Origin of the sequence: Achromobacter sp. LC458, from assembly GCF_001005835.2 — a bacterium.
GTDB classification, from domain to species: Bacteria; Pseudomonadota; Gammaproteobacteria; order Burkholderiales; family Burkholderiaceae_B; genus Achromobacter; species Achromobacter spanius_B.
Genome location: NZ_LBHW02000004.1, coordinates 184045 through 210327 on the forward strand (window position 1 = coordinate 184045; position 26283 = coordinate 210327).

The 26283-nt window shown below is 59.9% G+C and carries 26 protein-coding genes and 1 tRNA gene; 6 read left to right on the forward strand and 21 right to left on the reverse strand.

Annotation, left to right across the window (positions count from 1 at the left end):
- Positions 1 to 172: 172 nt before the first annotated feature.
- Positions 173 to 481, forward strand: a complete 309-nt coding sequence (locus YH64_RS05425; RefSeq protein WP_039882452.1) for a DUF4148 domain-containing protein — start codon at positions 173 to 175, stop codon at positions 479 to 481.
- A 357-nt stretch (positions 482 to 838) separates the two neighbouring features.
- Here the strand turns inward: YH64_RS05425 and YH64_RS05430 are convergent, their stop codons facing one another.
- Together YH64_RS05430 and YH64_RS05435 are read right to left on the reverse strand one after the other, a co-directional pair.
- Positions 839 to 1120: a DUF4148 domain-containing protein gene (locus YH64_RS05430; protein WP_006216206.1), complete on the reverse strand. Its 282-nt coding sequence runs from the start codon at positions 1118 to 1120 to the stop codon at positions 839 to 841.
- A gap of 102 nt (positions 1121 to 1222) precedes the next feature.
- Positions 1223 to 1558, reverse strand: a complete 336-nt coding sequence (locus YH64_RS05435; protein ID WP_006216207.1) for a DUF4148 domain-containing protein — start codon at positions 1556 to 1558, stop codon at positions 1223 to 1225.
- A gap of 287 nt (positions 1559 to 1845) precedes the next feature.
- Between YH64_RS05435 and YH64_RS05440 the strand changes: the two genes are divergently transcribed.
- Complete coding sequence (locus YH64_RS05440) at positions 1846 to 3837, forward strand: heavy metal translocating P-type ATPase (RefSeq protein ID WP_006216208.1); 1992 nt, start codon at positions 1846 to 1848, stop codon at positions 3835 to 3837.
- A gap of 699 nt (positions 3838 to 4536) precedes the next feature.
- Here YH64_RS05440 and YH64_RS05445 read toward each other — a convergent pair.
- Positions 4537 to 5871 (reverse strand): DUF5623 domain-containing protein, encoded by a 1335-nt coding sequence (locus tag YH64_RS05445; RefSeq protein WP_046803181.1) that lies wholly within the window; start codon positions 5869 to 5871, stop codon positions 4537 to 4539.
- Positions 5872 to 6326: 455 nt separating this feature from the next.
- Here YH64_RS05445 and YH64_RS05450 point away from each other — a divergent pair, with 455 nt between their 5' ends.
- On the forward strand, positions 6327 to 6941 hold the full coding sequence (locus YH64_RS05450; protein WP_006216211.1) for a hypothetical protein: 615 nt from the start codon (positions 6327 to 6329) through the stop codon (positions 6939 to 6941).
- Positions 6942 to 7031: 90 nt separating this feature from the next.
- On the opposite strand, the gene YH64_RS05455 is transcribed toward YH64_RS05450, so the two are convergent.
- The 18 genes from YH64_RS05455 to YH64_RS05540 form a co-directional block, all read right to left on the reverse strand.
- Positions 7032 to 7739 carry a site-specific integrase gene (locus tag YH64_RS05455; protein WP_039883693.1) on the reverse strand — a complete coding sequence of 236 codons (708 nt, stop codon included), beginning with the start codon at positions 7737 to 7739 and terminating at the stop codon, positions 7032 to 7034.
- Between the two features lie 503 nt (positions 7740 to 8242).
- Positions 8243 to 8920 carry a hypothetical protein gene (locus tag YH64_RS05460; RefSeq protein WP_232294643.1) on the reverse strand — a complete coding sequence of 226 codons (678 nt, stop codon included), beginning with the start codon at positions 8918 to 8920 and terminating at the stop codon, positions 8243 to 8245.
- A gap of 422 nt (positions 8921 to 9342) precedes the next feature.
- Positions 9343 to 11889 carry a DNA topoisomerase gene (locus tag YH64_RS05465; RefSeq protein ID WP_006216215.1) on the reverse strand — a complete coding sequence of 849 codons (2547 nt, stop codon included), beginning with the start codon at positions 11887 to 11889 and terminating at the stop codon, positions 9343 to 9345.
- A 418-nt stretch (positions 11890 to 12307) separates the two neighbouring features.
- Positions 12308 to 12565, reverse strand: coding sequence for a hypothetical protein (locus YH64_RS05475; protein ID WP_006216217.1), 258 nt, complete (start codon positions 12563 to 12565; stop codon positions 12308 to 12310).
- 55 nt (positions 12566 to 12620) lie between these two features.
- Positions 12621 to 13013, reverse strand: a complete 393-nt coding sequence (locus tag YH64_RS05480; protein ID WP_232294644.1) for a single-stranded DNA-binding protein — start codon at positions 13011 to 13013, stop codon at positions 12621 to 12623.
- A 110-nt stretch (positions 13014 to 13123) separates the two neighbouring features.
- Positions 13124 to 13471 carry a hypothetical protein gene (locus tag YH64_RS05485; RefSeq protein ID WP_006216219.1) on the reverse strand — a complete coding sequence of 116 codons (348 nt, stop codon included), beginning with the start codon at positions 13469 to 13471 and terminating at the stop codon, positions 13124 to 13126.
- A gap of 33 nt (positions 13472 to 13504) precedes the next feature.
- The gene (locus tag YH64_RS30075) at positions 13505 to 13666 is read right to left on the reverse strand and encodes a hypothetical protein (RefSeq protein WP_156487187.1); all 162 of its coding nucleotides are present in this window, start codon (positions 13664 to 13666) and stop codon (positions 13505 to 13507) included.
- A 375-nt stretch (positions 13667 to 14041) separates the two neighbouring features.
- Positions 14042 to 15094 carry a PFL_4669 family integrating conjugative element protein gene (locus tag YH64_RS05490; protein ID WP_046803337.1) on the reverse strand — a complete coding sequence of 351 codons (1053 nt, stop codon included), beginning with the start codon at positions 15092 to 15094 and terminating at the stop codon, positions 14042 to 14044.
- Between the two features lie 127 nt (positions 15095 to 15221).
- On the reverse strand, positions 15222 to 16679 hold the full coding sequence (locus YH64_RS05495; RefSeq protein ID WP_052945931.1) for a hypothetical protein: 1458 nt from the start codon (positions 16677 to 16679) through the stop codon (positions 15222 to 15224).
- Between the two features lie 7 nt (positions 16680 to 16686).
- Positions 16687 to 17145: a hypothetical protein gene (locus YH64_RS05500; protein WP_052945930.1), complete on the reverse strand. Its 459-nt coding sequence runs from the start codon at positions 17143 to 17145 to the stop codon at positions 16687 to 16689.
- A 393-nt stretch (positions 17146 to 17538) separates the two neighbouring features.
- The gene (locus YH64_RS05505) at positions 17539 to 18069 is read right to left on the reverse strand and encodes a hypothetical protein (protein ID WP_046803178.1); all 531 of its coding nucleotides are present in this window, start codon (positions 18067 to 18069) and stop codon (positions 17539 to 17541) included.
- Positions 18066 to 19709, reverse strand: coding sequence for a ParB N-terminal domain-containing protein (locus tag YH64_RS05510; protein ID WP_061306519.1), 1644 nt, complete (start codon positions 19707 to 19709; stop codon positions 18066 to 18068). Before YH64_RS05510 ends, YH64_RS05505 begins: the two co-directional genes overlap by 4 nt.
- Positions 19706 to 19933 carry a hypothetical protein gene (locus tag YH64_RS05515; protein WP_006216221.1) on the reverse strand — a complete coding sequence of 76 codons (228 nt, stop codon included), beginning with the start codon at positions 19931 to 19933 and terminating at the stop codon, positions 19706 to 19708. The genes YH64_RS05510 and YH64_RS05515 overlap by 4 nt, the downstream gene beginning before the upstream one ends.
- Positions 19930 to 20328 carry a hypothetical protein gene (locus YH64_RS05520; RefSeq protein ID WP_081451497.1) on the reverse strand — a complete coding sequence of 133 codons (399 nt, stop codon included), beginning with the start codon at positions 20326 to 20328 and terminating at the stop codon, positions 19930 to 19932. Before YH64_RS05520 ends, YH64_RS05515 begins: the two co-directional genes overlap by 4 nt.
- A 3-nt stretch (positions 20329 to 20331) precedes the next feature.
- Positions 20332 to 21183 carry a ParA family protein gene (locus YH64_RS05525; protein ID WP_006216223.1) on the reverse strand — a complete coding sequence of 284 codons (852 nt, stop codon included), beginning with the start codon at positions 21181 to 21183 and terminating at the stop codon, positions 20332 to 20334.
- 448 nt (positions 21184 to 21631) lie between these two features.
- Positions 21632 to 21708, reverse strand: a tRNA-Pro gene (locus YH64_RS05530).
- Positions 21709 to 22060: 352 nt separating this feature from the next.
- Complete coding sequence (ispB, locus tag YH64_RS05535; protein WP_046803176.1) at positions 22061 to 23026, reverse strand: octaprenyl diphosphate synthase; 966 nt, start codon at positions 23024 to 23026, stop codon at positions 22061 to 22063.
- Positions 23027 to 23180: 154 nt separating this feature from the next.
- Positions 23181 to 24341 (reverse strand): fumarylacetoacetate hydrolase family protein, encoded by a 1161-nt coding sequence (locus tag YH64_RS05540; protein WP_046803175.1) that lies wholly within the window; start codon positions 24339 to 24341, stop codon positions 23181 to 23183.
- 119 nt (positions 24342 to 24460) lie between these two features.
- Between YH64_RS05540 and YH64_RS05545 the strand changes: the two genes are divergently transcribed.
- From YH64_RS05545 to rpmA, 3 genes are all read left to right on the forward strand, one after another.
- Entirely contained in the window at positions 24461 to 25219 is a 759-nt protein-coding gene (locus YH64_RS05545; protein WP_046803174.1) for an IclR family transcriptional regulator, read from the forward strand.
- Positions 25220 to 25521: 302 nt separating this feature from the next.
- A complete protein-coding gene (gene rplU / locus YH64_RS05550; RefSeq protein ID WP_006216228.1) occupies positions 25522 to 25833 on the forward strand; it encodes a 50S ribosomal protein L21 in 312 nt (103 codons plus the stop codon).
- A 34-nt stretch (positions 25834 to 25867) separates the two neighbouring features.
- Positions 25868 to 26128 carry a 50S ribosomal protein L27 gene (gene rpmA / locus YH64_RS05555; protein WP_046803173.1) on the forward strand — a complete coding sequence of 87 codons (261 nt, stop codon included), beginning with the start codon at positions 25868 to 25870 and terminating at the stop codon, positions 26126 to 26128.
- Positions 26129 to 26283 lie beyond the last annotated feature (155 nt).

Here is a 26283-nt window from a genome sequence, read left to right on the forward strand (position 1 = left end):
CAAAATCGAAGTGGAAACGTGGACGCCACATTTCCAAATCCGGACAAAAACGTAATTCTGTAGTCGCGGTTTGGATGGGATGTCTTCGATACAATTCCTATACGCGTTAAGTGATGATGATTTATTAATACCGGCGTTAGTGCGTACCGCCGGTAATCAAATGGAGTTGGCGATGAAAATTTCCCTCAAGATCCTTTCGGCGGTCGTATTGATTGCGGCGCCCATGGCGTACGCTGGCGCGCAAACCGCAGTGCCGGCCAACGCAGCCTCGACGTACTCTAGCGGAATTGACCGGGGACTCACTCGAGCCGAAGTACAAGCAGATCTCGCAGTGTGGAAACGTGCAGGAGTGGATCGCTTCTGGAACCAAGACGAAACGCCCGACATTTATAGCCGCGAATACAGAATGGCGTATGCGGAATATGTTCGCCTTCGCAGCGGCACCGAGTATCAACAAGAGCTGGAACGCCTCAAACGCTAAGGCGATCTCCACCGGCGGCGAGCGGCCTCCTCCACCGCGAAGGGAAGAGGCCTTTTTTTGGTGCACATTCTATTGAAATGTGCACCTTTTTTTATTGAACAATTTCTTCAGATGGAGACTTAGCCGTTTCGGTATCGGCAGCTCGACATCATAAATGGAAGCAGAGAGAACAGACCGTTAAAACGGCGAGAGCGACGCTCGCATACAGCCAAGGTGGCCTCGAGCATCGCGTCCCAAGTTGGTAAGTTGGTTGCCCAACGATTTTCTTCGATATATCTAGACAGTGGACGAATTACAGGTGACAGGACCGCTGTCGTTTCTGGCAGAGCCACACGCACTGTATGAAGGGACGCTGCATTATTGCTCTTCGCCCTTGAGGCGATTAAGCTCCTCCTGATACTCCGGTCCGTTACGAAGCTCCAAATAGTTGGCATAGCTCTTACGGTAGGACGCACTGTAGATATCGGGTGTGTGCCGACCTTTATAGAACTTGTTCATTCCGGCTCGCTTCCACATGGCCAAGTCAGCACGCACTTCTGCTCGCGTTTTCGCGCCCTCGGCCGCTGGTGCAGGGCCGCTCGTCATCGCGCAGCCAGAAAGGAACATCACCGAAAGCGCAATTGCGACACGAATCCTCATACATGACCCTCGAATTTAGTTTCGCCAACGGACGGAGGAGCACCCAAACGCGTGGAATTTCCCCACGAATGAGCGCTACCTCCTGCCAAAAGCAGACGGCACTTAAGCACCGGTGTTGTAGATTTCGTCGAGGCGCGCACGCTCTTCGGGGGTGATCGAATCGCGTTCTTTCGCAACTTGCTCACGGGTTTTTTCAGTTGGAACCATCCAACCAGGCTTTGCCGCATTCAGGTTGGTAAAGAACCATTCCCTCTTATTGGACTTTGCGGCGACGAGCTCCTGCCGAACTTGCTCCGAGGTTTTTCCACTTTGGCTGTCGCTAATGTGAACTTCGTAGCCGATCTCAGTGTTTGTATTGTGAAATGTGTCGGCCTGGGCGGTCGAACTCAGAGCACCCAAAGCAAGTGCGACGGCGGCGCTAGAAATAGTTACTTTCATCTCAGTGATCCTCACGTTAGTTGTCGTCGCGCAGAAGCGACTGACTTAATAATGTAAAGATCGCGTTTCGACAGTTTGCCGTCTTTATTATTACAATTCTGTAATGATGCGCTTCGTCGACCGTTCCGCTTTTAGAATTCCGACTAGGCCAAACCGGCGGAATTGGCGCGCATCATAAACGACTAATTGCGTACGGAATAGCCGTTTCATGACACGCCTCCTCCAAACACCACATGGGGCTTCTGAGTGTTGCCTTGTGACCGAGAACCAATAAGTCGGCGGTTCGCGTGAATGGCAGTGAAATCCAAAGCAAGGACGTAAAAATGACGACTAGCATCACCCGGGCGATTACAGCGCTTTCAGCGGAGGTGTACTTTGCTTTAGCGTGCGGCGCGTTGCTGGGGACCGGGGCCGGGATTGAACGCTGGTGGCCGTCTATCCCGGGATGGGTGCCTCTCGCCATGTACGTCTCGGCGTACGTGTTTGGAGGAGCTTTCACCGTGCGAGACGCCTTCAATAGCTGGAAGGAGCGGCGCCTCGAAATCGACAGCTTGATGCTCATTGCCGCCGCTGGCGCTGCCGCGCTCGGAGCATGGGCCGAAGGCGCTCTCCTTCTCTTCTTGTTCAGCCTAGGGCACGCGCTGGAGCATTTCGCGATGGGGCGGGCGAAGCGGGCAATCGAAGCCCTGGCAGAACTTGCGCCAAAAACGGCTACGGTGCGTCGCGATGGCCAAGTTCGCGAGATTGCAGTCGAAGAAATTGAGGTGGGCGACCAGGTTATCGTCAAGCCGAATACGCGGCTTCCCGCAGACGGCTTTGTCATCAAGGGAAGCTCAAGTGTCGATCAAGCCCCCATAACAGGCGAGAGCATTCCAGTAGACAAGGCCCCCGTGCCCGACGCTGCCATTGCGCGCAGCCGGCCGGCCGGCGTCGATCCCAAATCTCAAGTGTTCGCCGGCACGATTAACGGTTCGGGCCTGATGGAGGTCGAGGTCACTCGTAAGTCGAGCGACTCAACCCTTGCCCGCGTCGTAGCGCTGGTCGAGCAGGCCGACGTTAGAAAGTCGCCAACGCAGCGGTTCACGGACAGATTCGAGCGAATCTTCGTGCCGACCGTCCTAAGCATCGCGTTCCTATTGCTTTTCGCCTGGGTCATTGTTGATGAGCCTTTCCGCGATAGCTTCTACCGCGCTATGGCGGTACTTGTCGCAGCCAGCCCTTGTGCTCTTGCCATCGCAACGCCGAGCGCAGTGCTTTCAGGTATCGCTCGCGCGGCTCGGGGCGGCGTACTCATCAAGGGCGGCGCCCCGCTGGAGGAACTTGGAAGCCTGAAAGCACTAGCTTTTGACAAAACCGGTACCTTGACTGAAGGCCGCCCTCGAATTACCGACATCTTGCCGGCACCTGGAGTCTCCGAACAGGAGCTTGTCGCGGTTGCGGTGGCAGTAGAGTCGCTAAGTGATCATCCGTTAGCCGCGGCCATTGTTCGAGATGGTCGCAAAACTCTCGGAACGTATCCGATCCCAGAAGCTTCCCAGGTGGAAAATTTCGTTGGCCAAGGAATCACGGCCAAAGTGGGTTCGCAAAGCGTATGGATCGGAAAAGTTGAGATGTTCGGCGCGTCTGGCATTCCACAGCTCGAAAGCTCGACGACAGCCGCCGCCAACGAGTTGCGGGAGGATGGCCGAACAACTATGGTCGTGCGACTGGGAGACAGAGATCTCGGTGCCATTGGACTAATGGATACGCCACGGCAGGGTGCTGCCGAAACCATAGAAGATCTGCGGCAACTGGGGATTTCCCACATGGTGATGATCTCTGGCGACCATGAGAACGTCGCCCGCGCCATTGCAAACAAAGTGGGCATTGAGGACGCACGGGGCAATTTAATGCCGGAGGACAAAGTTCAGGTGATTCGCGATCTTAGGGCTGAGGCTGAAATCGCGATGATCGGAGACGGTGTAAACGATGCCCCCGCCATGGCAAATGCGACTGTGGGTATCGCCATGGGTGCCGCCGGTTCAGACGTTGCACTGGAAACGGCCGATGTCGCTTTGATGGCGGATGATCTGCGTCATCTGCCTTTTGCGGTCGGACTGAGCCGCCAGACTCGACGAATCATTCGTCAAAATCTGTACGTCAGTCTCGGTATCGTCGCTGTTCTAGTGCCCGCGACGATTATGGGGCTGAGTATGGGCGCTGCAGTGGCCGTCCATGAAGGCTCGACGCTGCTCGTCGTTTTTAACGCTTTGAGATTGCTGGCCTACCGAAAAAGCTAGGCGGATCAGGTACGAAATTTGCACAAGGCGCCCAACGGGTCTCACGAAGTCCCAAGGACGACCTCGTCGGCGCAGCCGGTGGGAAAGGACGCGTCGCCCTGACGCAAGCTAATGCTACGCAGGTCGCCCGCAGTCGCGCTCACTCGATGCCGCGTCCTTCGAAATCCGTGACCGAGCACGCGGGCTAATCGCTTAAGGACTGGACCGCCCCGACGAGCGGCGAACAGCACTTTTTGAAGCCAGGTTGACGGCACGGCAATGCGCGTTAAGTTAACGTGCGGCCGATATTTCCGGGCGCTCTTTTTCGCATCCTGTGGTGCACGCGGCCCACCAAGCCGCTCTTCAAGCTGTGCGCATAGGGCCATCAAATCCATCCTGCCGAACTCTCGCGCGCACAAAGCACGTGCCTCCAAAAGAAAAGCCAGGAAACCGAAATCTCGGGTACTCCATCTCGACGCGCGGCGGCCTTCCCAATACCGCTGAGTGCCATTTTTGAAGGGCCTGGAGCGTGCTAGCAGCCCCCATCGGTCGATCATAGGACTAGGAGACTGATTTGCCTCTCAGAGCGCTTGAAATGCCTAGTTCCGGAGCGCGGATTGCGCACAACTCCAAAACCTATCGGCAATTGAGCGCGAAGCGTTTCCAACAAAATACCCCCTTTCGGGGGCATTCTGCTGCGAGCGCGCTTGTCTCGAGACGTCAGTTCGCACCGCGAGCGCCTGCGAACGCAGCCGCGCCGTTGCGCTCAGCCTTCTGCAGTTCAGCCACGCCCGCATCAAACGCCGCGAGCAACGTACGCCGCGGCTTGCAGTCGTCGTAGCCTCGCAGGACGATGGATCGGGCTTCCGTGAGCATCGCCAGGCGCTCGACGTCCGAATCGCCGCACACCACGATCGGCCCTCCATAATAGATATCGTCCAAGGCCCTTCCCTGCTCATCCCGGTGCTCCATCGGCCACCAATCGTCCAATTCGGAACGGGCAGCGCCCAGCTTCGAGCGCACGCGGCTGGAAAATCCGACGGCCGCCAAGCCTCGCATTAGAGGGGCGAGCTGCAAATGGAGCTCAATTGGCATCGCCTTGGCCGGGCGCCAGCGCGACGGGATACCGGTTTGACCACCATACGGCACTGCGCCGTTGTACTCGCCGTAAGACGGCCCCGGCCGCCGCCGGCGCGGCTTTGCATCCGCTTCGCGTTGGGGGCTGACAAAATCGTCATTGCACATGCCTGTCTCGTGGGGCCACGGGTGGGGCTCCGCGACGGGGCGCAGCCTGGCCAGTGTGTCTGCAACACGTTGCAGCAGGGCACCGTCCGGGCCAACCAAGTGCGGGATGCACTCGCCGGCGTAGTAGATGCCCTCCCACTGGGGCACCACCATTTTCAGGTCATTACTCTCCAGCCAGTAGGCGCGCTTGGCCTCCCTGCCCTTGACCGCGGCCGCATACGGCTCGTCCAGGCATACATAGCTCCCGCTCACAGGGTCGAACCAGTCCGAGTCATGGTCTCTGTCGGGCATCTCCGTCAGCACCCTGGAGATGGAGTCGAACCTCTTGGTCGATACCGGTTGCAGGCCTGTCGCTTCCATGAAACGCAAGCTACGCTCAGCCTTCAGTAAGAGGTCCCGGGCGGACTCTTGGCTGTTCACATTGGTCCGGTGTTCCAGATGATCGACGTACTCCATCCGGAAACCGTAGAGTCCTCGCGCGTGGCCGACGAGGTGCTTAGCCACGATTTCAGGTAATGGACGAGAGAGATGCACACACAACAGTTCTCGGCCATGCCTCAGCCCGTTGGGCGTCTGGTCATCGTTGCGCGAGCGCCGGGTGAACCAGTGCACGGAGATGTAGACGGGAAACCCGCGCGGTGCATTTGCGACCGGAAGCTGGCGTTTCGCGTGCACGAAGTTCTCGTAGCCAGCCTGGCGACTGGCAAGATTGAGTGCGTCTGTGTGCGTGATGTTGTGCTCGCGGCTAATTTTTTTGGCGAGCTGCTTGATGCCGTTCACTGTGAGCGGCTTAATGCTGGCGGTAGTCATGCGCTTCGATCCTCAAGGCCCCGTTTACAGAGTCACCGTCGCTCTGAAAGAGCCGGAAGGAAGGCATCGGCCCATGGAAGATCAAAGCACTGCTCTAGGAGCTTCGAAAGACGGTGTCCTGCGCGTGCCAGCGCTCCTGCACTTTACTCCTCGCGAATCGTCAAAGTCAATCGGGCCCCGCCGGCGTGTACGCTGGACGGGTACGAGTTGCCCGAGCTACAGAACGAGTTCTATCGGGCCCTGCTTGGGATCTTCGGTCCAAACGGTTTCGACGTATGCGGCCACATCAAGTCCCAGCTCATGGCGTGCAAGGACGGCGGCGCAGGTACCTGTCGCGCCGCGTCTATTGTGAAGTATTGTTACAATCGTGAGCGAAAGCCAGGAGACTTCGCTTCGCGATGGAGCGGCGTCGATTCCCTAATGGCGGCACGTGGCATCAATCGCAGGGATCTTCGATGAACGATGAACAAGAGTTGCTGGAGCCTAATCCGGTTTACAAGGACTATCCCACCAAAAAACATGGCTGGATCTACATCGCAGTCGACATGCGTGATCTAAGCTTCAGCAAGATTGGGCTCACAACAGAAGAAGTACCCGCCCGCAGGGTGGCCCAAGGCCGAACGTATAACCCGTTTATCACTTTGTTTACCACATACGACCTCGGGCGGAGCACATTCGGAATTTCGCAGCAGGAACTAAACGCTATTGAAGGGAACATTCACCGCCGGTCTGTTTTTGGCTATCCGCGCAAGCATCTCGACTCTGGACGCGACTCCGAATGGTTCCCGATAAACCCAGACGACGCAGAGGGCCAAGTGGACTTGGTACTCGCGAAGCGCGGCTTTTCCGTGGACCACGAGCATCTGTATGAGGTCTATGACAATGCAAACAATTTGCATGGCCTCAATCTCCGAGCCATGCGAAAGATCAAGAAGATATACCGCCCTCTTCCCGGACAAATGCGGCAGCTTGCTGAAGAAGCAGGCTACAGCGCGCGGTTGATCCGCCCGTATCTGGACTACCTCGAAGAGTTCTACACCGAAGGCCATCATGGCCAGGTTTGGCTTTAGGAGCGTCGGCGCGCGCGCTGCTGGCCGGACTCCGCCCGTTCGGAACGCTCAATCTAGTAAATGCAGGTGTCCCGCGCTGAGCTAACGCCTCTACACGCCGCCCGGCCGCACCTTCTCGAGTTCGCGGACAACATCCAAAAAGTTAAGCTCGGTATATGCCATCGATGTCCGCACATCGTCATGTCGCATGGCCTTCGCGATCACCCGCACGTCCACGCCCATCGCCGTCAATTGCCGGCCGAACGTATGCCTAAGCCAGTGCGTTGAAGCGCGCTCAAGCAGCCCTGCGTCTTGATCCCGGCCCGCATCGCGAAGCCGCACTGCACACCCCTGAAACGCGCTGGTGAGTATGTCCCAAAGGGTAGCCCGCCGTCGAATCTCCCGCCACCGCCGCTGACTGCGGCGTCCCACCACCGACGACGAGCAAGGGCCCGGACCTTCCACTTTTCGCGTGCGGGTCGAGAGAATAAGCGCCGTTGGATCTCCGGAGGCAGGCTCGGGCGGAAAGCTGAATGCGTAGCGGTAGGCACGCAGGTCATCCATGACGTTGGACGGCAAGGCTACTCGCCCGGCTTTCCCGCCCTTTCCATGTCTGACGAGCAAGGACCAATGCGCGCGTCCGGACTTCGGATCCGCGTAAAGCTCCACGTCCCCCATGGTGGCTAACACAACCTCACTTGCCCGCAACCCCGTGAACTGCAGCAGACGCAGAATGAACCGATCTCGCAGAAACATCAGCCTCTTTTCGACTGACCCACGCGCAGCCTGTTCCATCGATTCCAGAACTTCCTCGATCAAGTCCGGAGGCACTGCATGGCGACGCGGCGCGTCGCGCCCCACCCCGCCGCCACTTCCGATAGACGCCATTGGATTCGCACGTCTATACCCTGCCTCAAACCAAAACTTGAGTAGTGCATGCAGGACCTTCTGCGCATTCGCGAGTGCTGACGCTCCGAGCCTGGTTCGAAATGGCGTCCAGTCAGGATCGCCGGCGCGCGCGGTGCGCCTACCGCAAACATGGTCACCCGACCTTTCGCGCAGGAATGCAAGGTAGCGGGTCACGTCAGGGATAGACCACCGGCTAGGCCCATCCGATCCCACCAGGTTGCAGTACCAGCGGATACGCTGAATCTCGCGCCGATAGTTCGCGAGGGTATGAGGACTTACCGGCGGTCGACGCGCTGCCAGCACGTCTAGCCAGCGCTCCGCGGCGTCCCAGTCATCGCGGACCAATCCCAGGACGCACGGAACGCCCTCTGAGCCGCTCGTGATGGAAGAGGCCGCGGTAGAAACCACGGCGTTCATCGCGGCGCTCCGGTGGCCCCTAACGCGGCTCGCCTGTATGAATCCAACAGCGCTTGTTCTTCCTTTCGCAGTACCTGCAATCCTTCATAGCGTTCCCGCCAGAGCCGGCTTTCCGCGCGTGCCGCTTCAATTGCCCGCAACGCAAAGGCACGCCCGCCCTGCTCGGCTTGTGTGACCTGCGTCACCGTATTCACTAGCGCGGCCATCTTGTCCGCCAGGGCAGAGAGGGCGCGGTCAGCGCTATCAACCTGCCCCAGCGCGCGAGCCAACTCGCATTGTTGCGCGCTCATCGCCGCCTCCAATCGAGCTTTGTCTGCCTCAAGCACCAGGCGTCGGCGGCGACTCTCCTCAAGCTCGATCGCGAGCAGACGTACCGGTGTAGGGTCCTCCTGACGCGCCAGGACCTGCGCCGGCGCAGCTGCAGCGCAGCTATCGTGATCGGCGCCGGTCGACGGCGTCTGCACCATGGCTTTCTGCACACCCACCAGCACGGAGAGGATGGTTTTGGTGGACGGGCTTCGCGTCGGTGCGTACGCCCGCAGAATTCGCTGGTACGTGGGAACGCCATACAGGCGCCCCGTAACCTCCAGCACCGCGTTTACTAGCCCACCAAGAAAAGCGCGGTTATCCGCTACCGCCGGATACGCTTCCTGCAGGCGCCCGACGGCGACCATGATGCGTCTCGCCTGGTCGTCTGTTAGCTGAAAGGACGGCCTACCCATTGCCGGCTAACCTCCAAAACCACGATCATGAAAATCGTCATATTTATGACGCAAGTTTTTCTATACCGTACACACCGCGCAGTGTGTACGGTAGAGCCGCCAGTCGGCCCAGTGAGCAGCAACTTCCTCATCCAATCAGATCCTGGCAATCCAACCGCTGGCGTCGTTCAACTGCAAGGATCGAGTCCATCAACCGGTCCACGAGTTGCCGCATTCCCTCGACATCAAGAGTCGCCGACACAGGGCCGCGCCCCTGCGCTGTGCCCAGGTCGATCGACAGGCAGGCCTTTGAAGACGCATGAAAGGCACTCTCGTCGAATCGAAAGGACACCTGTCCCATCGTTCCAATTGCCGCTCTGAACGGCACTTGCACGCTAACGTGTCCCATTGCCCTTCTCCCATTCGAAATGACGGCATTTCGGGAATTTGCTGCACCCCAGGAACCGTCTGTCCGAGGTGGAAGAAACACGGCTCACAAGCTTGCCGGCCCCGCAGGTAGGGCACGCCGCCCCTGCACAACCCGCCCAGGGCTCACCGCCGGCAGAGGCACTCAATACTTCCGCAGTTGGCATCGACGCCGCAACAGACCCTGCGCGAACCCACGGCTTACCGCCCTCGTCCGGTTGAGTATGTTTGCACTCTGGGTAGGCACTGCATCCCCAGAAAGCCCCCCGTGAGCCCTGTCGCAAGCGCAAAGGCTTACGGCAAAGAGGGCATGGGTATGCCTTCTGCGTTCCTCCGGGAGTGACGCCCGCGCCCGTCGCGGTACCGGCGCGTGGCTCGAATTCGAATTCCAGACGTCGTTCTTCATTGAGCTTAAGCCTGGCATTGAACGAACGCTTTGCCTTGCTAACGAAGCCCTCCAGCACCTCCGTCTTACCCACGCTGTACAGCGCGGTTAGCTCCGCATAAGACAACTCGCGTCCGGCCACCGAGCGATCCTGCCGAAAGCCGCAACCGGCGCTGCACGAAACCTGACGAGCGCTCGCCAGCAGTGGGGCCTGGCACCGAGGACAAGGCGCAGCGAGGGAGGTCTTCGGCGCTGCCGGCAACGCAGCCGCCCTGGCCTTCAGCGTCTCGACGAGGCGACGTGCGAACTGCGCAGTCTCAGTCATGAAGAGCGATCGCTCGTACTGTGCGCGCTCCATAAGACGAAGTTTGGATTCCCAATCGCCGGTCATCCTGGGCGACGTGAGCTCTTCAAGGCCATTGGTTTCCAGAAACTCCACAAGCTGAATGCCCTTGTCCGTGGGAACCAGGTGCTGCTCTTTCCCCTGTCGCCGCAAATAGGGCTCTATCGGACGCTTGGCCCGGTCTTGATCTGCCAGGAGCACCTCGATAATCGACGCGCGAGTGGCGGGCGTACCAAGGCCGCGCTCTATCATCGCCTCGCGGAGATCGTCATCCTCTAACAGCTTACCGGCAGTTTCCATTGCCCCCAACAGCGTTGCCTCATTGAACCTGGATGGAGGCTTGGTCTTCTGGGCAACGAGCTTCACATCCCGGTTTGCTGCGGCTTCTCCCTGTACCAGTGGACAAAGAGACGGCGCCTCATCCTCTGCGTCGGGGTCTCGCCCATAGACCGCCATCCATCCAGCGTCTTGAAGCACCCGGCCTGTCGCGGTGAACTCGTGCCCGGACACGATTGTCGTCCGCTCTGTCTTGGCGAATGACGCCGGCGGATGGAAGGCCGCCAGGAACCTCCGAACGACCAGGTCGAAGACCTTTGCCTCGCCGTCGGTCAAGTCGCCCGGAAGTCGCCCCGTCGGAATGATGGCGAAGTGATCAGAGATCTTCGCGTTGTTAAAGATCCGCTTATCCTGACGGACCCAACTGTTGGCAATGACCCGTCCCGCATGCTCGCCGTATGCGCTATCCGCCAAGGCTTCGACGACTGCTATGGCCTTGCCCACGTAGTCCTCTGGAAGCGCGTTCGAATCCGTCCTTGGGTAGGTGAGTGCTTTGTGCTTCTCGTACAGGGCCTGGGTCAGGTCCAACGTCTTTTTCGCGGAGAATTTAAACCGCTTGTTGGCCTCGCGCTGGAGCGTCGTCAAGTCGAACAGCTTGGGAGGACTGCTGGTGACTACCTTAGACTCATCGCGCACGGATGTGGGCGGAGTTGCCCGGCAACTTGCAAGCAAGGCGTCTGCCTTGGCTTTATCCCATATGCGGTGTCTCGAATCCCCCGCGGATTCTCCTGCGTCAATGGCCGGCCCACGCCAGCGGGCAACATACTCCCCAGCCTGCACCGCAAAAGTCGCGTGCAGCTCCCAGTATGGCCTCGGAATGAAAGAGCGAATAGCGAGCTCTTGATGGACGACAATCGCAAGCGTCGGCGTTTGCACTCTGCCGACGGAATTTCGCTCCCGCCGATCAGTCTGCGCTTCGAGCAGGGCGGAAACCGCTCGGGATCCATTAATGCCAACCAGCCAGTCTGCCTCCGAGCGGCTCCGAGCCGCATCGCCCAGCCTCGCGAAAGCGGACGCTGGCCGAAGCCCCTTAAATGCCTCACGGATCGACGCAGGAGTCATGGACTGAATCCACATCCGAAACACCGGCTTTTGTGCCTTGTGGAACTCGTAGATCAGGTTAAAGATTAGCTCGCCCTCGCGGCCTGCGTCGCAAGCATTGACCACCTTGGAGACGTCGGGCCGGGCAATCAATTTCCCGAGTAGTTTGAGCTGATCTACGGTGCCCGGAATGGCACTGAGAGCGAACTGATGTGGAATTCGGGGCAGGCCCCCGAAACCCGCGGAGGGATGGCCAGATTCTGGATCGGCGATCTGCACCAAGTGTCCGATACCGGAGCTGACGACGAACTGTTCACCTTCCAGCCAGTTTCCGACCTGGCGGCACCCGCCGATTGCGGCAGCGATATCGCGCGCAACGGATGGCTTTTCGGCAATGATGAGCGTCTTCATCAGTCACGCTCCCGAAGGATATTGCGCGGGCAATTGGGGCGCTGTGCCTTGCCCTGTAGGAAGGACGCCCGCGTCATCTCCTCGCGCCCCAGCCGCCGGCACACCGAAATTGCGTGCCATGCACCAAAGCAGACAGCGTATCCGACAAGGTAGGCGATGAGGGCCGTGTTCAACGGCCGCCCGATAAGCTCGGCGATCGTTCGGCTCCCGGACGCGCCTCCTGACAGGAAATGAGAGATTGCGCTCACAACGAGCGCTCCAGAGCAGGCGATCGCTAGGAGCGCCCACAACCGGCGAGGGGCTCCCATCACTGCGGTGCGCGCCCTCTTGGCGACGACCGCTGCCCCTAATCCCGCCTCACGAGCGGCGACGCGAGCGTACGAAATTCGCTGAGCAACAGTAGTGCGCATGGTCGCCTCTACGCCGCACGGGCCATGGGGCTTGCCGTCATGCCCTTGAGCACCACTACGCCCGCGCTCAGCCTAAGAATATCCTCCACCTTACGCTTGGCGTCCTGGAGGTTGTAGGCAACATCCGTTTTGTCGGCCGTTTGCCACCAATATCCAACCGATCCGATCAGGTCCACTCTGCCAAGCACGCGCTGATCCTTGCCCACACGCAGAACGTGCGATTCCCGAAATTGCTCCCACTTCGGCCTTCTCGTGCTGATACGCATCACAAATCCTCCAAGCCAGGGGCAGCGGCGCCACCCCCGGAATATGTTCACTGGGTTAGATCGCAGCCGGAGCCGTATCGCTAGCCTTCGGCGCCTCGGGTTGAGCCTTCGCACGGTATTGCACGGATTCGACCCGTTGAAGGCCCAAGGTCACCCGTTCCGCATCCATGCACATACCAGCTTCGGCCTGGTTGCTCTGCTCGTTGACCCAAGGCCGCGCATACGTCGTTCCAACCACGGTCACGGATGCGCCGACCCGGACGACCTCATACACGCGCTTGGCGGTCCCTTCGTGCCAAATGGTCACCTGCACCGGAAATGTCCGGACGTCGTCTTGGACGTATCCACCATTCCCGTCCGACTTGTAGTCGGCGCACATCACGCGCAACTCACAAATCTGGCGATCCTCACCCTTCACTTTCACCGTCTTCAAGACCGGGTTCGTCAAGACGTTTCCGCCCATCTCACTTCGCATTGCCATATCAACACTCCAAAAAAGTTATCCTCGTTATGTATTTGAGCCATCTGTACTGGGTCGTCCGCCCAACTTTGATGGCATCAAGATTGCTGGTTTCGTCCATAGCGTTTTCTGTTTTGCAGCAAAACGTCCTGCCGGATCGGTACACCTCTCTCGTTCACGACAACACCGCGCCGCTTCGCCCTTGATTCTTCAAGGCCCGTCATGATGTCGTTCACCAGCACACTTCCGAAGAACGCCAGCAGTGCGGCGAAGCCGATCCAAATTCCGACCTCAGTCCAATACGGCCAGAGCGGATACATGATGTGGAGCACGAGGAGAGCAATTGCTATCAGCGCGGGAGACGTTACGATCGCAATGGCGGCGATGACCCAAACCCAGCACAGGGTGCGAGCAGATGCACGCGTTGGGTTAGTGAGTTCGCTCATCGCCCGTTCCTGTTTTGCAGCAAAACAGGCGGCTCAGCCCCCCCCCTCCGCTTTCTGGCGCAGTGCCCCGTTCCGCAGGTACGACTCCAATTGATCGACCGCTTGACGCAACACGCTTTCGAGGACATTGAGCTCCATCGCTCGTTTTTCGCAGGCATGAAAGTGCTCGACGACCGCCGGAGGAAGGCTGGTCAAGGCACGCTCCAACGCTTCGAAAAGCACGTACCTGGCTTGTCCTCGAATGCACCAGCGCAGGCGCGCCCGTCCCATCTCTCCACGTCCACGCTCCTCCACCAAACGCAGGTAGCAACCCGCATCGAAACGTGTCGTGTCACGCGCCAATGAGCTCATCGCATCCCGAGTTTGCGCCACGGACTCAGATAGCTGCCTCGACAGGGAGCGGAACGCTCCCTTACCCTTAAAGGCTTTTATGTCCACAGATACGGATGACGCCAAACGCGATCCGGCCCGGACGTCCCCATTCGCAGCCGAAAGATCAGACTGCGGCGGCAAAGCGGCCTGATCCCCGCACATGAAACGCACTGAAGCTGTCGACATCAAGAGCTCCGTCTAAGCCAACAGGCTCTTATCGACACCCGCTCCAACCTCGTCGGTCAGAGGGACAGCATCCAACAGCCGTAACTCCGCAGCAGACAGATTCAAGCGGCGCTTGGTGTGACGGGGCGCGTCTTCACCCATAAACACCGCCTTCGGCACGTCCCCGAAGATTGCCTTCACGGCCTGCGTTCTCTGCTGAGACGCGGCGTCGGCGCCGGCCACGAAATCCACGCGGCTGAGCGCGACCAACTCCTCATTCATCAGGTACTTCTGCCAGTAGAGGACGCGCTCGAATACGCTCCGACATTTGTGCTTGACCGATTGCAGCAGTGCGTGTCCCTGCCGTCCGGACACCAGGTCGCGCCTCTGGGCGCTCTTCAAAACCCGCGTGAAATAGTCCACCTCGACGATTAGCAGGGCCACCATGTAGCCGTAGGGCGACGCGAAGCCGAGCTGCATTTGCGCGGGCTCGCGCGATTGCAGAACCGAGTACGTCAGCCCCTTGTCTTTCATCTCGTCCAGCTTATGGAGAAGTTGCGCTTGCTCCGCTTTGATGTACGCGCGCACTTCTTCAATGCGAGACTTCGTCTCGACCAGCGCCCAGTCGGCATATGGATTGTCATTGGACGATAGCGACCAGAGCGATCGAAGCGCCGCGGCCACGCGCTTTCCTCCGGCGATCGGCGCGCCTTGCTTGCCCGGCTCGACCGCCTTGCCCATGAACAATCGGAGCGCCTCCAAAGTGTGGAGAGACATCACGTCCTGACTCTCCGCGACAAGGGAAGGCAACGACTTTATCTGGCGGGCTTCCGAATTGCCCACAAGAGGATCGGCGCCAGCACGGGCCTCATGAGATTGCCGCATGCGTTTGAACTCGGCATCTCGCTCGTAGTAGAGCTGCAAACGACCAAACAGCGGATTCGCAGGGTCGGGGTCATCTTCGTTGAGCAACGCACCAAGAATGCGGCGCTCGCCCTCCAAGTCGTAGCCGTCGGGAAAAGGGGAGGTGTCTGCCGTCGCAAACGCGGACAAGGAAGTATCAATCGCCATTTTTTTCGGTGCCATCAGGCGCTTCTCCGTTGTTGAGTATGTTTTGGGGTGCTGCTGGCCCACGACGCTGATAGGCTGCTCCACGACGGCAATGCCATCTCGCAAAGCACTTCCTGTCTGGGCCTGTTTTGCTGCAAAACGGTCATGTTCGTGTGCTCCGTCCAGCCATCGCCGCCCGCAGTTCCGCGATACGGGCTCGACCCTCCGCCTTCGAGGACGGCTCCAAAGCCGGCGATACGTCCGCCATAACCCCTGCCTCAGCGGCGCGAACCGATGCGCTTACCGCCGCGAGATTGCGACGCCGTTGCGCCTCAACGTGAGCAAGTTCAGGAACAAAGCGCCCTTGTTGGGCCAGAAGCACAAGCCGCCTCAGGTATCCGAGCGGGTTCTCCACCGTCTGCTTTCGAGCGCGGGCAGCGAATTCGTCCAGGAGCGTCTGTCGGAAAACGTCCGGTGCGTAGCCAAGAATGGTCATCGCACCTTCTCGGCTCTCCGGAGGGAGCACGTCTGGCCAGATAAGCGAATCCAAGCCCACCACCACGGATGTGTTTTGCAGCAAAACGGCGTCGTTTGCGCTCGCGTGGGTTGTGGTCGTTGGTGTATTCGAGGATGTAGTCGTACCCCTTATAGAAGTGGACGAATTCAGCAAACTGCTTTGAACTTTTCGAGCAATCTGCAATGGACGATTCCCGCAAACTGATATTTCCGGTTGGGTATTTCCAGTTTGCTGATTTCGTACATTGGCCCGCCCGACGCTCTGCTTCTGGGCGGTTGCCATGCCATCGTCCGTGGCCATCTGGAATGCTTGGTGACGACGAGTGGTAGCCATGCCCGCAACCTCGGCCCTCTTTTGGACAGCGGCCTGGGAGGCGAACTGCTGCTCCAGTAGTTCGCACAGCAACGCTGGGTCGACCTGCGTGTACACGCGTTTCGCACCCCGATTCAGGTGAAACTCTTGAACAAGACCAAGGGCTTTCAATCGGTCCTTGGCGTTCTCCAATGAGCGCCGATTGAGCGCCAGATCCTCTTGCCAATTCAGCGCGGTCAAGCTGAACCAGGGATAGCCGGATTCGACCGACCTGCGTTGTAGTTGAAGCAAACGCGACAGCAGCAAACCTGCGTTCACTCCGCCCGTCACGTCTGCGAGAATTCGGTGATAAGCCGTCGTGGGACCCAGGAGATCCCGGACGGCGCGCTCAGGGGCGCGCATAAACTCGAATGTGAGTTCCACTGGTAGGGCCTCCTTACGGCAGACTTCCAGCGCTCTCGCTATGTTTGGCAGATTCATCCGGTACCACAACGTGGCGGGCCGGCCCGCGAGCGTCTCCTCCACAAACCCGAGATTGCGGAGGCGCCGGCGTGCCGTATCTAACTCGGCACGCGACAGCCCTGTCTCAAGCCACCACTGCTGCTGCGTTTTAAAGATCCAGCCATTGGTCTGAGCTACGTCACGCCCGGTTCGGGTCCAGTGTGCGAGCTGAGACAGTACGATCGCCGCCTTCGGATTCCCGGCCATGCGAGCCAGGAAGAGACCAAAGGCGATGGGCCGGCTCTGCTTCAAGGCCAGCCAGAGACGGTCGTAGGCGAAGTTCTTCGACATACGACTGTCAGCTACTGAGAACGGGCAAGGGACGCGCCAGCGCGGCATTTGCGGCCTGCTGACGCAACTCCCGGTCTACCGCAATCCAGTTCACTCGCACTGCTGTACGAGGCGGCATTCCGGTACGCAGGGTCTCAAGGAACCCCTTGCGCTCTAGTAGCTTGCGCGCAGTGAGCTGCTCCTTGTAGGACAGGCCGAGGCGAGCACGCCATTCGGCCGCGTCGAGATAGACCCAGTCTCCCTCCAGTTCAGCCAGGTCGGACTGGGTCGCCAGATCGCTGAGTATGGCTGCGGCGTTCAGACTTCCCGCGAGCTCGACGAAAGCACGGTGGATTGTGATTGGGGCGTCTAGAACACGCAGCAGATAGTGCTCGTTGGCCTGGTCGCGCTGAATCGCGGTGCCTGCGTCATTCTTTGCAGCATATCGCCGGCCGTAAGGATCGAGCGTGAAATCCCATGTGGTCATTGCGGGCTCCGGTCGATCGAGGAAGTCCCTTCGTTGTGACCAAACAGAGAGTCGTTAGCTGCGGCGCCACACTCGCCATCACGCCCGAGCAGAAACCACAAGACAAGCGCAGGGCTGGCGTTACTCCACGCGCCTATGGACTTGGGGAGAAACGTCTTGGGTGAAGTGCGTTTATCCACGACCGCCCCTCCCGAATCCAGCGCGGCCGGACATCGCCTTCATCGGAGGCTGATCGGCGGCTCGTTCCGCGACGCGTCGCATGGCGAGCGTGTAGGCCAAGGGTCGCAACGCGGGTGTCCCCTCGAGAACGGTGACAGTGGCGGCATGGCTTTCGCCGGGCACCGGCGCGGCCACGCAGCCTTGCATCTTTGGTGAGCTCATACGGGTCTCCTGCTAGCGCTGATTGAGCGCCGCGAACAGCGTAAGAAGGGTGTACTTGGGGAAGGCATCGTGTAGCGCGAGGTAGCGTTCACGAACGTCGGAGGTCGATTTCTGCAATTCCTTCCAGATGCTGTGAACTCGCAAGTACTCTCCCGACTCCAGCTCGACCGCAGGGCCTGGCTGGCTCAGTCTCATGTGCGTCCGCAATTGCTCGACATCCATCGTCGGTATCGACGGAAACAGCGCGCGTATCAGGGATCCGCTGGCTTGTGCCCGTAGAAACCGTCGAAGCTGCTCCATCAGCTCCATACGTTGTTGATGCTCGCTCTGCTGAGCAACGAGCGCTTCGGGATCCACATAGATTCGAACCGTCACGGCCGGCAGCATTGCGTCAAGTCCACGGTCACGGAGGCCGGCCAGGAGAAGTTGGGCCGTATGCGGCGGGATAGCACCATCGGCGCATGCGTGCCGGCGGATCTGTTCATTCAGCTCGCGCAGGGCTTTACGCTTGAGCGTCGGATGCTTCAGCTCCATGAAGTTCACGACATACCTCCCATGAGTTCTGCCGGCACTCCTACCGAGCTCCAGAAGGACTGTGTGGATCGCTCAGGGAATGCCTGATTGAACTGACGGACCGCTTGAATGACCCGGAGATACATCAATCCCGTCGCATCGCTGGCATCCGTCATTCGTCGCACAACGTGATACGAGCCGTCGGCGTATACGGGATCTCCCAGCAACGTCTCGCATGCTTCTTGCCAGGACTCAGTGCTATCCGCCTGCCGCTTGAACTCGCAGTCCGGAATCACGAGAAGGCCGGCGGGGGTGTTTTGCTGGGAGAGGAGCACGAGCCACCACCACGCGTAGTAGCGCTCGGCAAAGTCGCCGCCCTGCAACGCCTGTTCCTGCAAGGACCCCAAGTGGCCGCCGACATCTGAGGGAATCTCAACCATGAAGCGCAAAGGCAGTTCGTCGATGGACTGCAGGCAGCCTTGAAGACGGCTGGCCATGGCAAGCTCCTCCAGTGCGTGCCAGAGCTCGCGCTCGGCAGCACCTCTGTCGTCGACCGTGGATTGCAACGTGCCAGATTTCGAAACTACTGATGCGGCGTGCGGCTTCTCATGCTGGTTGGGAAGCGAGTCTTCTGACTTTTCGCGGTGCTCCGCAGGGCTTTTCTCCACCGCGCCTGAGGTCGGCGGTTGGGCGGAGCCCTTTTCGCCGCCACCTACGACTTCGCTGTGCGCGGAAGTGCCGCCCGAGACAGACGGGGGATGCTTGGCGTCGCGCATCAGACTGGCAGCATCAATATCCGAATTCGCTTGCACAACTAGCGCCGCACGCTGAAGTTCGTCCACGGTCAAGGTCGCGCGCTGCGCAAAGTTCTCGTCAAGTCTGGCGGTGAATGCCCCAAAATCGAGCGACTTTGTCGCAACATAGTTTTCGCGCATGTGGCCGATAGCGAGCGTCCAAGCCTCTTCCAGTGCATCCTCTGCACCAAGTTTCGACGCAATCGCGGCCAGCCGACTCCGTGCCGGTATGAAGCGATCTTGCACATCCCGTCTGGAGAGGTGATTGGCCGCGCAGGCGAGGTCGGCGAGATGCTTCATGGTGAAGCCGTAATGACTGAGGAGCGCCGGAGAGGCTTGTATGCCTTCGTTGGTTTTGAGGTGCTCAGAAAAGTCCCGCAAGCTCAGGGCGGCTCCCCGCTCGCGCTCGACTTCCTGTTTGAGGTCAAAGGTCGACCGAGCAGCGTCCCAAAAGAGGAGCCCCGAACGTTGATCGTTCTCCACCATATGCGCCGCGAGCAAGGCTGCCTCGCTGCGGTACGGGACCTTCACGAAGTCCATGTACAGAAACCGAACTTCGCCTTCGGCGACGAGTTCTTGCAGGATCTCCAAGCGGGTGTTGCCACCCTTGGCGGGGATGTGCTGCTTCTCTCCCGGCCTTTGCGTCACCGCGATCATCTGGTCGAGTCCGCGCTTGCGGATCGACTCTTTGATCTCGTCGAACTTTTCATTACGGACCGTTCGCGGGTTGCGTTCGTATAAGCGGCAGTCGTCCCTGACGTTCAGCGTGATGACATTGGTCACCGCCGATTCGATTGCAGCCGGCTCGGGAGATCTTTCGCTCAGCCGCGACGCAATCATTTGGTCCAGGTCTACTTTCTTCGATGCGGGCTTCATTCGTTGCCCCTCAGAGTAGGCAGCTTGTCATCCTCGCCTGCGAGGGCGGTGGCCATGAAGAGCAAGTCGTCTTCACCAAGTACGCCCAGATTTCGATATGCGCTTACGGCGCCCAGCACAACGCCCAAGTGCAGGGCACGTTCGGGCGATCCGGCCGCTGCGCGGTGCAAGAGGTCCAGCTCAGTGCTTAAGTGCTGGAGCGCAAGTTCTTTGTTCGTGCTCACGCCTCGATCCTCCCTGAGCTGATCGCGGACCAAGCCTTCAGGTACGGGGCCGGGTCCGGCACGATGAAGATGGGTCGGTGGACCCAGTGATGGAGGACCGGGTCCTCAAAGATGCGCGCAGCTTCCATTTTTGATACCCCCATGAGCGTCATTTCGCTGAAGCTCATGACCTCCGACGGAGCGGTCTCCGCAGAGTCAAGGCCAATGGGCCGCATCGCAAGGAGTGCTGTTTGAACGACGGCTGCAGCGCGCGCACGTCGCATTTCCAGCGGCGCGTGGTCCGAAGACACGGCCACGTAGAACGTCAAGGGCGGTTGTTCGCCTCCTGATGGCGCGGTAGCTCGGAATACGTCGCCGATGTCCGGCAGTTCAGGCAGTCGGTTGGCTCTTTTCATCGATCAAGCCTCCGCCTCACCGGCCTGGCCCTGACCGTCCACATAAATGCCGTTCAGCGCGGGGAAGAGTTCCCACGCCAGGCGGTGCATGACGTCCCAGGGGGACTTGTCACCCCTGCGACGGTCGTATTGGTGAACTGGGACACGTGCTGTTGCGGCAGCGGTATAGGCTGCGGCGTGCGGTATGACAGTCTCCAGAATCCCTTTCACCTGCCGATGGCCAAGAAAGCTCCGGCGGATCTGATCCGCGACTTGGCGGGCATTGTTGTTGCGTTCCAGGGCGCTGATAACGACGTACAGGTCCCCGCTGCGAAAGTCCGAGCCGAAGTCCGAAAGACTGTTCAGAGACTCCATCATGCGCAGCGTGCCGTCGGCAAATTCAGCCGCAGATAAAACGTCCGGCTTGATGGGAGATAAGATCACGTCCGCCGCCATCGCCGCCGTCTTCTGTAGCTCGCCGGCAGCACCCTGCGTGTCAATGATGATCCCGTGGTATTTCTCGACGGCCGCTGAGCGCCTCACTGCCCGGCGCATTATCAGCAGACGATCTTCTCGATCCTTGAGCCACGTTTGAAGATTGCCCGCGACAGCATCCGAGCAAATGATGTCAATCCCAGGAATCGCGGTCTGGCTTATGCAGTCTTCGGTGACGAGGCCGCCCCGGGTGATGACGCGTGTCAGCCCGTGCTCCGCGCGATGTTTAATGGGGTAGTACTTCGTCAGGCTGTTCTGTTCATCAGCGTCTATCAGCAAGACCCGCATGCCGAAGTCGGCAAATATTCCTGCGAGATTTGCGCAGGTCGTGGTCTTCGTGACTCCACCTTTGGTGGACGCGACAGCGATCGCGTGTGGCATGGCGTTCCTCTTTTTCGGCGGTAGGCCGTTCGGCCCAGTTGCATACCCGTTCAAGGGCGGTTATCGTTAGAAAAAACACGGTTCCGTGTTACACGATTTTGTGTAATTCAGGGCGACATTACCCGAATCCGTGTAATTCGGCAAGATAGGACTGGCGATGGAATATCAGGAATTTGTAGAAGCCGCGCTCAAGGGGCGCAGCGTCAACAGCATGGCGAAGGCGTGGGGTCTGAAGCAACAGACCTTGGATCGCTATGTCAAAGGCACGCACTTGCCGGACTACCGGACTGCTATGCTGATGGCTCAGGAAGCCGGTGTCGCAATCGATGCGACGTTCATCCTGCTGGCGCAGGAAGAAAGCAAACGCAAAAAAGCCGGCGCCGCTTTCGCGGTTCCGGCTCTTGCTGCTGGTGTCGAGAACACCACCAAAAATTCGACCACAGATAAGTGGTCGGGGCGAGAGGATTCGAACCTCCGACTCCTGCGTCCCGAACGCAGTACTCTACCAGGCTGAGCTACGCCCCGATTCAGTGAATTTGCCACGCTAAAAAACCGCGCTGACAAACTCGTACTACCAACTTAGCGGCGCTCAGTGCTACCAAGTTTTTTCTTTCCGCTGCATGTCTCGCGACTGCTGCGGCGACTATGCTCTGGTGACTTTGCTTTCGCTTCCCACCTTCGCTTTCCATCACCGCCGTTTCAACAGCGACCGCTATTAGAACCTATATTCCGCTTTTTTGAAAATCAGGTTTTGCTTTGGTTGCTTTGGCTTCTGCGTTTAGCTTCTGCGTTTAGCTTTTGCTTTTGGCTTCAACAACCCACCCGCTTTCAAACCAGCTAGCTACGCCCAACTTCAGCGCCGCTGTGGATTTCGGCTTCAGCGATCTCTATTCACCGCGAAAGCGCAGAATTCTAGCAGAGAATTCAGAAAAGGCGAAACGGGGTAAATCGACAGCGCTTCGCGAGCCCGATCCGCTTCGGCCACAGCGGCCAGGCGGGCGTGTTCAAGCGCGTCGGTGGCCTGAATGGCTGCGGCCACGGCGGCGAAATCGGCGTCGCCCGTCTTGATGGCGTCGCGAATCAGTTGTTGTTGTTCGGGCGAGCCCACTTCCATCACGCGGATCAGCGGCAGCGTGGGCTTGCCTTCGCGCAGGTCGTCGCCCACGTTCTTGCCCAACGCGGCGGCGTCGCCGCTGTAGTCCAGCACGTCGTCAACCAGCTGGAACGCGGTGCCGACGTGGCGGCCATAGGCGGCGGCAGCGGCTTCCTGTTCGGGCGTGGCGCCTGCCAGCACCGCGCCCACCTGGGCGGCAGCTTCGAACAGCTTGGCGGTCTTGTAGCGCACCACTTGCAGGTAGCGGTCTTGCGAGACGTCGGGGTCGTGCACGTTCAGCAGCTGCAAGACCTCGCCTTCGGCGATCACCGTGGTGGCTTCGGACAGGATGCTCATGATGCGCATCGAGTCGGCTTCGACCATCATTTCAAACGAACGCGAATACAGGTAATCGCCAACGAGCACACTGGCGGCGTTGCCGAACACGGCGTTGGCCGTTTCGCGGCCGCGGCGCAGGTCGGATTCGTCGACCACGTCGTCATGCAGCAATGTTGCGGTGTGGATGAATTCCACGACGGCGGCCAGCAGTTGGTGATGCGTGCCTTCGTAGCCCAGCGCGCGCGCCACCATCAAGACCATGGCCGGGCGCATGCGCTTGCCGCCCGCGCCAATGATGTAGTCGCCGATTGTGCGGATCAGGACCACGTCCGAATTCAGCCGCTCGCGGATGACCGCGTCGACAGCCTTCATATCGTCAGCAATGGGGGCAATAAGCGCGGGGAGATTCAAGACGTATCCGACAAGTGAAACGAGCCGCGAGGGGGCTCTTACCGCTGGGCCGCCAGGAATGGCGGGGGATTCGACCAGCGATTATACGGGGTGCGGCGGGTGCGGGGCGGCCCGCTGCCGCCCCCCAGTCAGCGCAAGCGCGCCGGTCGCCGCCCTATCGAACCAGGCCGCGCTTGGCCAGGTTGGCGTACAGGGCCCGCACGCCGAACGTCCACGGCGTGATCTCGGTGGCCAACTGCACATCGTTGACCAGCGCGCCGATACGCTCGGACGCGATCTGGACGCGATCGCCCAGCTTGTGCGTGAAGCCGGTGCCGGGACCCTTGCGGTCCTGGCTGGGCGAGAACATCGTGCCCAGGAACAGCATGAAGCCGTCGGGGTACTGGTGGTGCGCGCCAAAAGCCTGGCGTACCAGGTCCTGGGGGTCGCGGCTGATTTCGCGCATGTGGCTGACGCCGTCCAGCGCGAAGCCGTCCGCGCCGTCGATGCGCAGCGACACATCGGCGTGGCGCACGCTGTCCAGGTCGAAATCCCCATCGAACAAGCGGATGAAGGGGCCGATGGCGCATGACCCGTTGTTGTCCTTGGCCTTGGTCAGCAGCAAGGCGCTGCGACCTTCGATGTCACGCAGGTTGACGTCGTTGCCTAACGTGGCGCCCACGATCTCGCCACGGCTGTCCACGGCCAGCACGATCTCGGGCTCGGGGTTGTTCCACTGCGATTCGGGCAGCACGCCGATCTGCGCGCCGTATCCCACCGATGCCATCGCGGGCGTCTTCGAGAAAATCTCGGCGTCGGAGCCGATGCCCACTTCCAGGTATTGCGACCACTGCCCGCGTTCCACCAATTCGGCTTTCAGCTTGATGGCTTCGGCGGACCCGGGGAGCAAGCGAGACAGATCCGAGCCGATCAAGGCCTGCATCCGCACACGGATTTCATCGGCGCGGCTGGCGTCGCCGCCCGCTTCTTCCTCGATCATCCGCTCCAGCAGGCTGATGGCGAACGTGACGCCGGCGGCCTTGATGGGTTGCAGATCGCACGGCGCCAACAGGCGCGGCCCGTCTTGCCCTTGCAAGGTGGCGGCCATCAGCGCGCGCACGTCGCCCAGCGATTCGCCTGCCGCGCCTTTGGCCAGCGTGACGCGATCGGGGCGATCCAGCAGATCGGACACGGTGGGGGCCACGGCGGTGATGTCAAACACCTCGCCGTTGCGCACCACCACGACGCTGGGCCCGTCCACCGGGGCCGGCCGCCAAACACGGCCCACCAGCAAGGCGCCCGCCAGGTCGACGGGCAATGCGTTGTCTATGTTCATGAGTCTCCACGCTTTATGCCGACTGGGCGGCATTTCAATAAAGGTGCAACGAGTCTAGAAGAAGGCCGTTATCATGTCCAACATTCTGAATTGAAGTCCAATAGGTTGGACAAACAGACATGACCGCCGACTACGATGTGCCCGCCATCCGCCGCACCCACGACATCCTGCGGGTGCTGGCCAGCCGCCGCACCCCCGTCAAGGCCGCCGAACTGGCGCAGGCCTGCAAGCTGCCCAAAAGCACGCTGTACCTGTTGCTGGACTGCCTGGAACAGCGCCGCTGGATCGAACGCAAAGAAGGCGGCTACCTGATCGGCATCGAGCTGATGTCGCTAGGCTTCGCCTACCTGCGCCACGACGGCCTGCAAGCCGCGTTCCACGAGGCGGCCGGCGAGTTCGTGACCCGCTGCAATGAAGTCGTGCAGCTGGCGGCGCTGGATGGCTTTGACGTGGTCTACATCGCCCGCGAGGACGCCCGCCGCCCCGTGCGGCTGGTCTCCGACTTGGGCATGCGCCTGCCCGCCCATGCTTGCGCGCTGGGCAAAGTGCTGCTGGCCAGCCTGGAACCCGACGCCCTGGCCGCCAGCGTGCCCGACCCGCTGCCCCGCGTGACGGACCGCACGCTGGCCACGCGCGACGCGCTGTATCAAGAATTGGACAAGGTGCGCCAGACAGGGCTGGGCCACGATCAGGAAGAATTGGCCACCGGCCTGGTGTGCTACGCCGCGTATGTGGGCGTCACGCCCACGGGCAAGCGCGTGGCGGTCAGCACGTCGATACCCACCGACCGGCTGGACGATGCCCACCGGCGCGACATCATGGAGGGCATCCGCCGGGTGGCGCGCCACGTCTCCCAGCGCGTGGTGGCGCCTGCCTGAAGCCCCCGCGCCACACCTAAGCCCTTAGCCCACAACAGGTTTTTGACTTTTGAAAAGTCACGCGCTAATATTGCGGATTCGGTCAGCAATGCCCGAATTACGTCGGTTGTTCGCGTAAACCCTTTGGGTGCCTTGTTCGGGATATTTCCACCCGGTACCTGGCAGTCAGGCCCCTTTCCTTCTGGCCCGCCGCATGTCAAATGCCGGCACACGGACAGGAAAGCGAACCTTCCAAAGTGGCAATCCCACCCAGCAGGGCGGGCCGCGCGAATGAACCCATTTACCTATTTAAGGAACACCCCATGTACGCGGTCGTAAAAACCGGTGGCAAGCAGTATCGCGTTGCCGCTGGCGAAAAACTCAAGATAGAACAGATACCGGCAGACATTGGGCAAGAAATCACCCTGGACCAAGTGCTGTCCGTGGGCGAAGGCGACCAACTGAAAGTTGGCACGCCCCTCGTCTCCGGCGCTGTGGTCAAGGCAACGGTTCTTGCGCAAGGCCGCCACGACAAGGTCAAGATCTTCAAGATGCGCCGTCGCAAGCACTATCAGAAGCGTCAGGGCCACCGTCAGAACTACACCGAAATCCGCATCGAAGCCATCACGGCTTAAGTAGCGACTCGGTACCACTTAGCAGGAGCTAAACATGGCACAGAAAAAGGGCGGCGGCTCTACGCGAAACGGACGCGACTCAGAATCAAAGCGTCTGGGCGTCAAGACTTTCGGCGGTGAACTGATTCCCGCTGGTTCGATCATCGTGCGTCAGCGCGGTACTCGTTTCCACGCTGGCGTGAACGTCGGCATGGGCAAGGACCACACCCTGTACGCGCTGATCGACGGCAAGGTTCAATTCGGCTTCAAGGGCGCGTTGAACAAGCAAACCGTTTCGATCATCGCTGCCGAGTAATCGGACTAGCCACGGTCAGCGCAACGCGGTTTACCGCGTTGCCGAACGGCAAAAGCCCTGTCGCATGCGGCAGGGCTTTTTTGTTTTAAGCTTTTTTGTTTATGGCAATTGGCGAGTAAAGTTTCCAATGCCACCTGGCAGCGCCCCATGGCGGG

What these genes read in the sequence shown, in the direction of transcription:
- YH64_RS05490 (WP_046803337.1), bottom strand. Translation starts at nt 15,094, where the DNA reads ATGGCACCGAAAAAAATGGCGATTGATACTTCCTTGTCCGCGTTTGCG.
- YH64_RS05450 (WP_006216211.1), top strand. Translation starts at nt 6,327, where the DNA reads ATGAACGATGAACAAGAGTTGCTGGAGCCTAATCCGGTTTACAAGGAC.
- YH64_RS05500 (WP_052945930.1), bottom strand. Translation starts at nt 17,145, where the DNA reads ATGACCACATGGGATTTCACGCTCGATCCTTACGGCCGGCGATATGCT.
- YH64_RS05435 (WP_006216207.1), bottom strand. Translation starts at nt 1,558, where the DNA reads ATGAAAGTAACTATTTCTAGCGCCGCCGTCGCACTTGCTTTGGGTGCT.
- YH64_RS05485 (WP_006216219.1), bottom strand. Translation starts at nt 13,471, where the DNA reads ATGAGCGAACTCACTAACCCAACGCGTGCATCTGCTCGCACCCTGTGC.
- rplU (WP_006216228.1), top strand. Translation starts at nt 25,522, where the DNA reads ATGTACGCGGTCGTAAAAACCGGTGGCAAGCAGTATCGCGTTGCCGCT.
- YH64_RS05510 (WP_061306519.1), bottom strand. Translation starts at nt 19,709, where the DNA reads ATGAAGCCCGCATCGAAGAAAGTAGACCTGGACCAAATGATTGCGTCG.
- YH64_RS05425 (WP_039882452.1), top strand. Translation starts at nt 173, where the DNA reads ATGAAAATTTCCCTCAAGATCCTTTCGGCGGTCGTATTGATTGCGGCG.
- YH64_RS05495 (WP_052945931.1), bottom strand. Translation starts at nt 16,679, where the DNA reads ATGTCGAAGAACTTCGCCTACGACCGTCTCTGGCTGGCCTTGAAGCAG.
- YH64_RS05460 (WP_232294643.1), bottom strand. Translation starts at nt 8,920, where the DNA reads ATGGTCGCCGTCGGGCGCCTGCAGGAAGCGTATCCGGCGGTAGCGGAT.
- YH64_RS05445 (WP_046803181.1), bottom strand. Translation starts at nt 5,871, where the DNA reads ATGACTACCGCCAGCATTAAGCCGCTCACAGTGAACGGCATCAAGCAG.
- YH64_RS05465 (WP_006216215.1), bottom strand. Translation starts at nt 11,889, where the DNA reads ATGAAGACGCTCATCATTGCCGAAAAGCCATCCGTTGCGCGCGATATC.
- YH64_RS05545 (WP_046803174.1), top strand. Translation starts at nt 24,461, where the DNA reads ATGACCGCCGACTACGATGTGCCCGCCATCCGCCGCACCCACGACATC.
- YH64_RS05475 (WP_006216217.1), bottom strand. Translation starts at nt 12,565, where the DNA reads ATGCGTATCAGCACGAGAAGGCCGAAGTGGGAGCAATTTCGGGAATCG.
- YH64_RS05430 (WP_006216206.1), bottom strand. Translation starts at nt 1,120, where the DNA reads ATGAGGATTCGTGTCGCAATTGCGCTTTCGGTGATGTTCCTTTCTGGC.
- rpmA (WP_046803173.1), top strand. Translation starts at nt 25,868, where the DNA reads ATGGCACAGAAAAAGGGCGGCGGCTCTACGCGAAACGGACGCGACTCA.
- YH64_RS05525 (WP_006216223.1), bottom strand. Translation starts at nt 21,183, where the DNA reads ATGCCACACGCGATCGCTGTCGCGTCCACCAAAGGTGGAGTCACGAAG.
- YH64_RS05520 (WP_081451497.1), bottom strand. Translation starts at nt 20,328, where the DNA reads ATGAAAAGAGCCAACCGACTGCCTGAACTGCCGGACATCGGCGACGTA.
- YH64_RS05540 (WP_046803175.1), bottom strand. Translation starts at nt 24,341, where the DNA reads ATGAACATAGACAACGCATTGCCCGTCGACCTGGCGGGCGCCTTGCTG.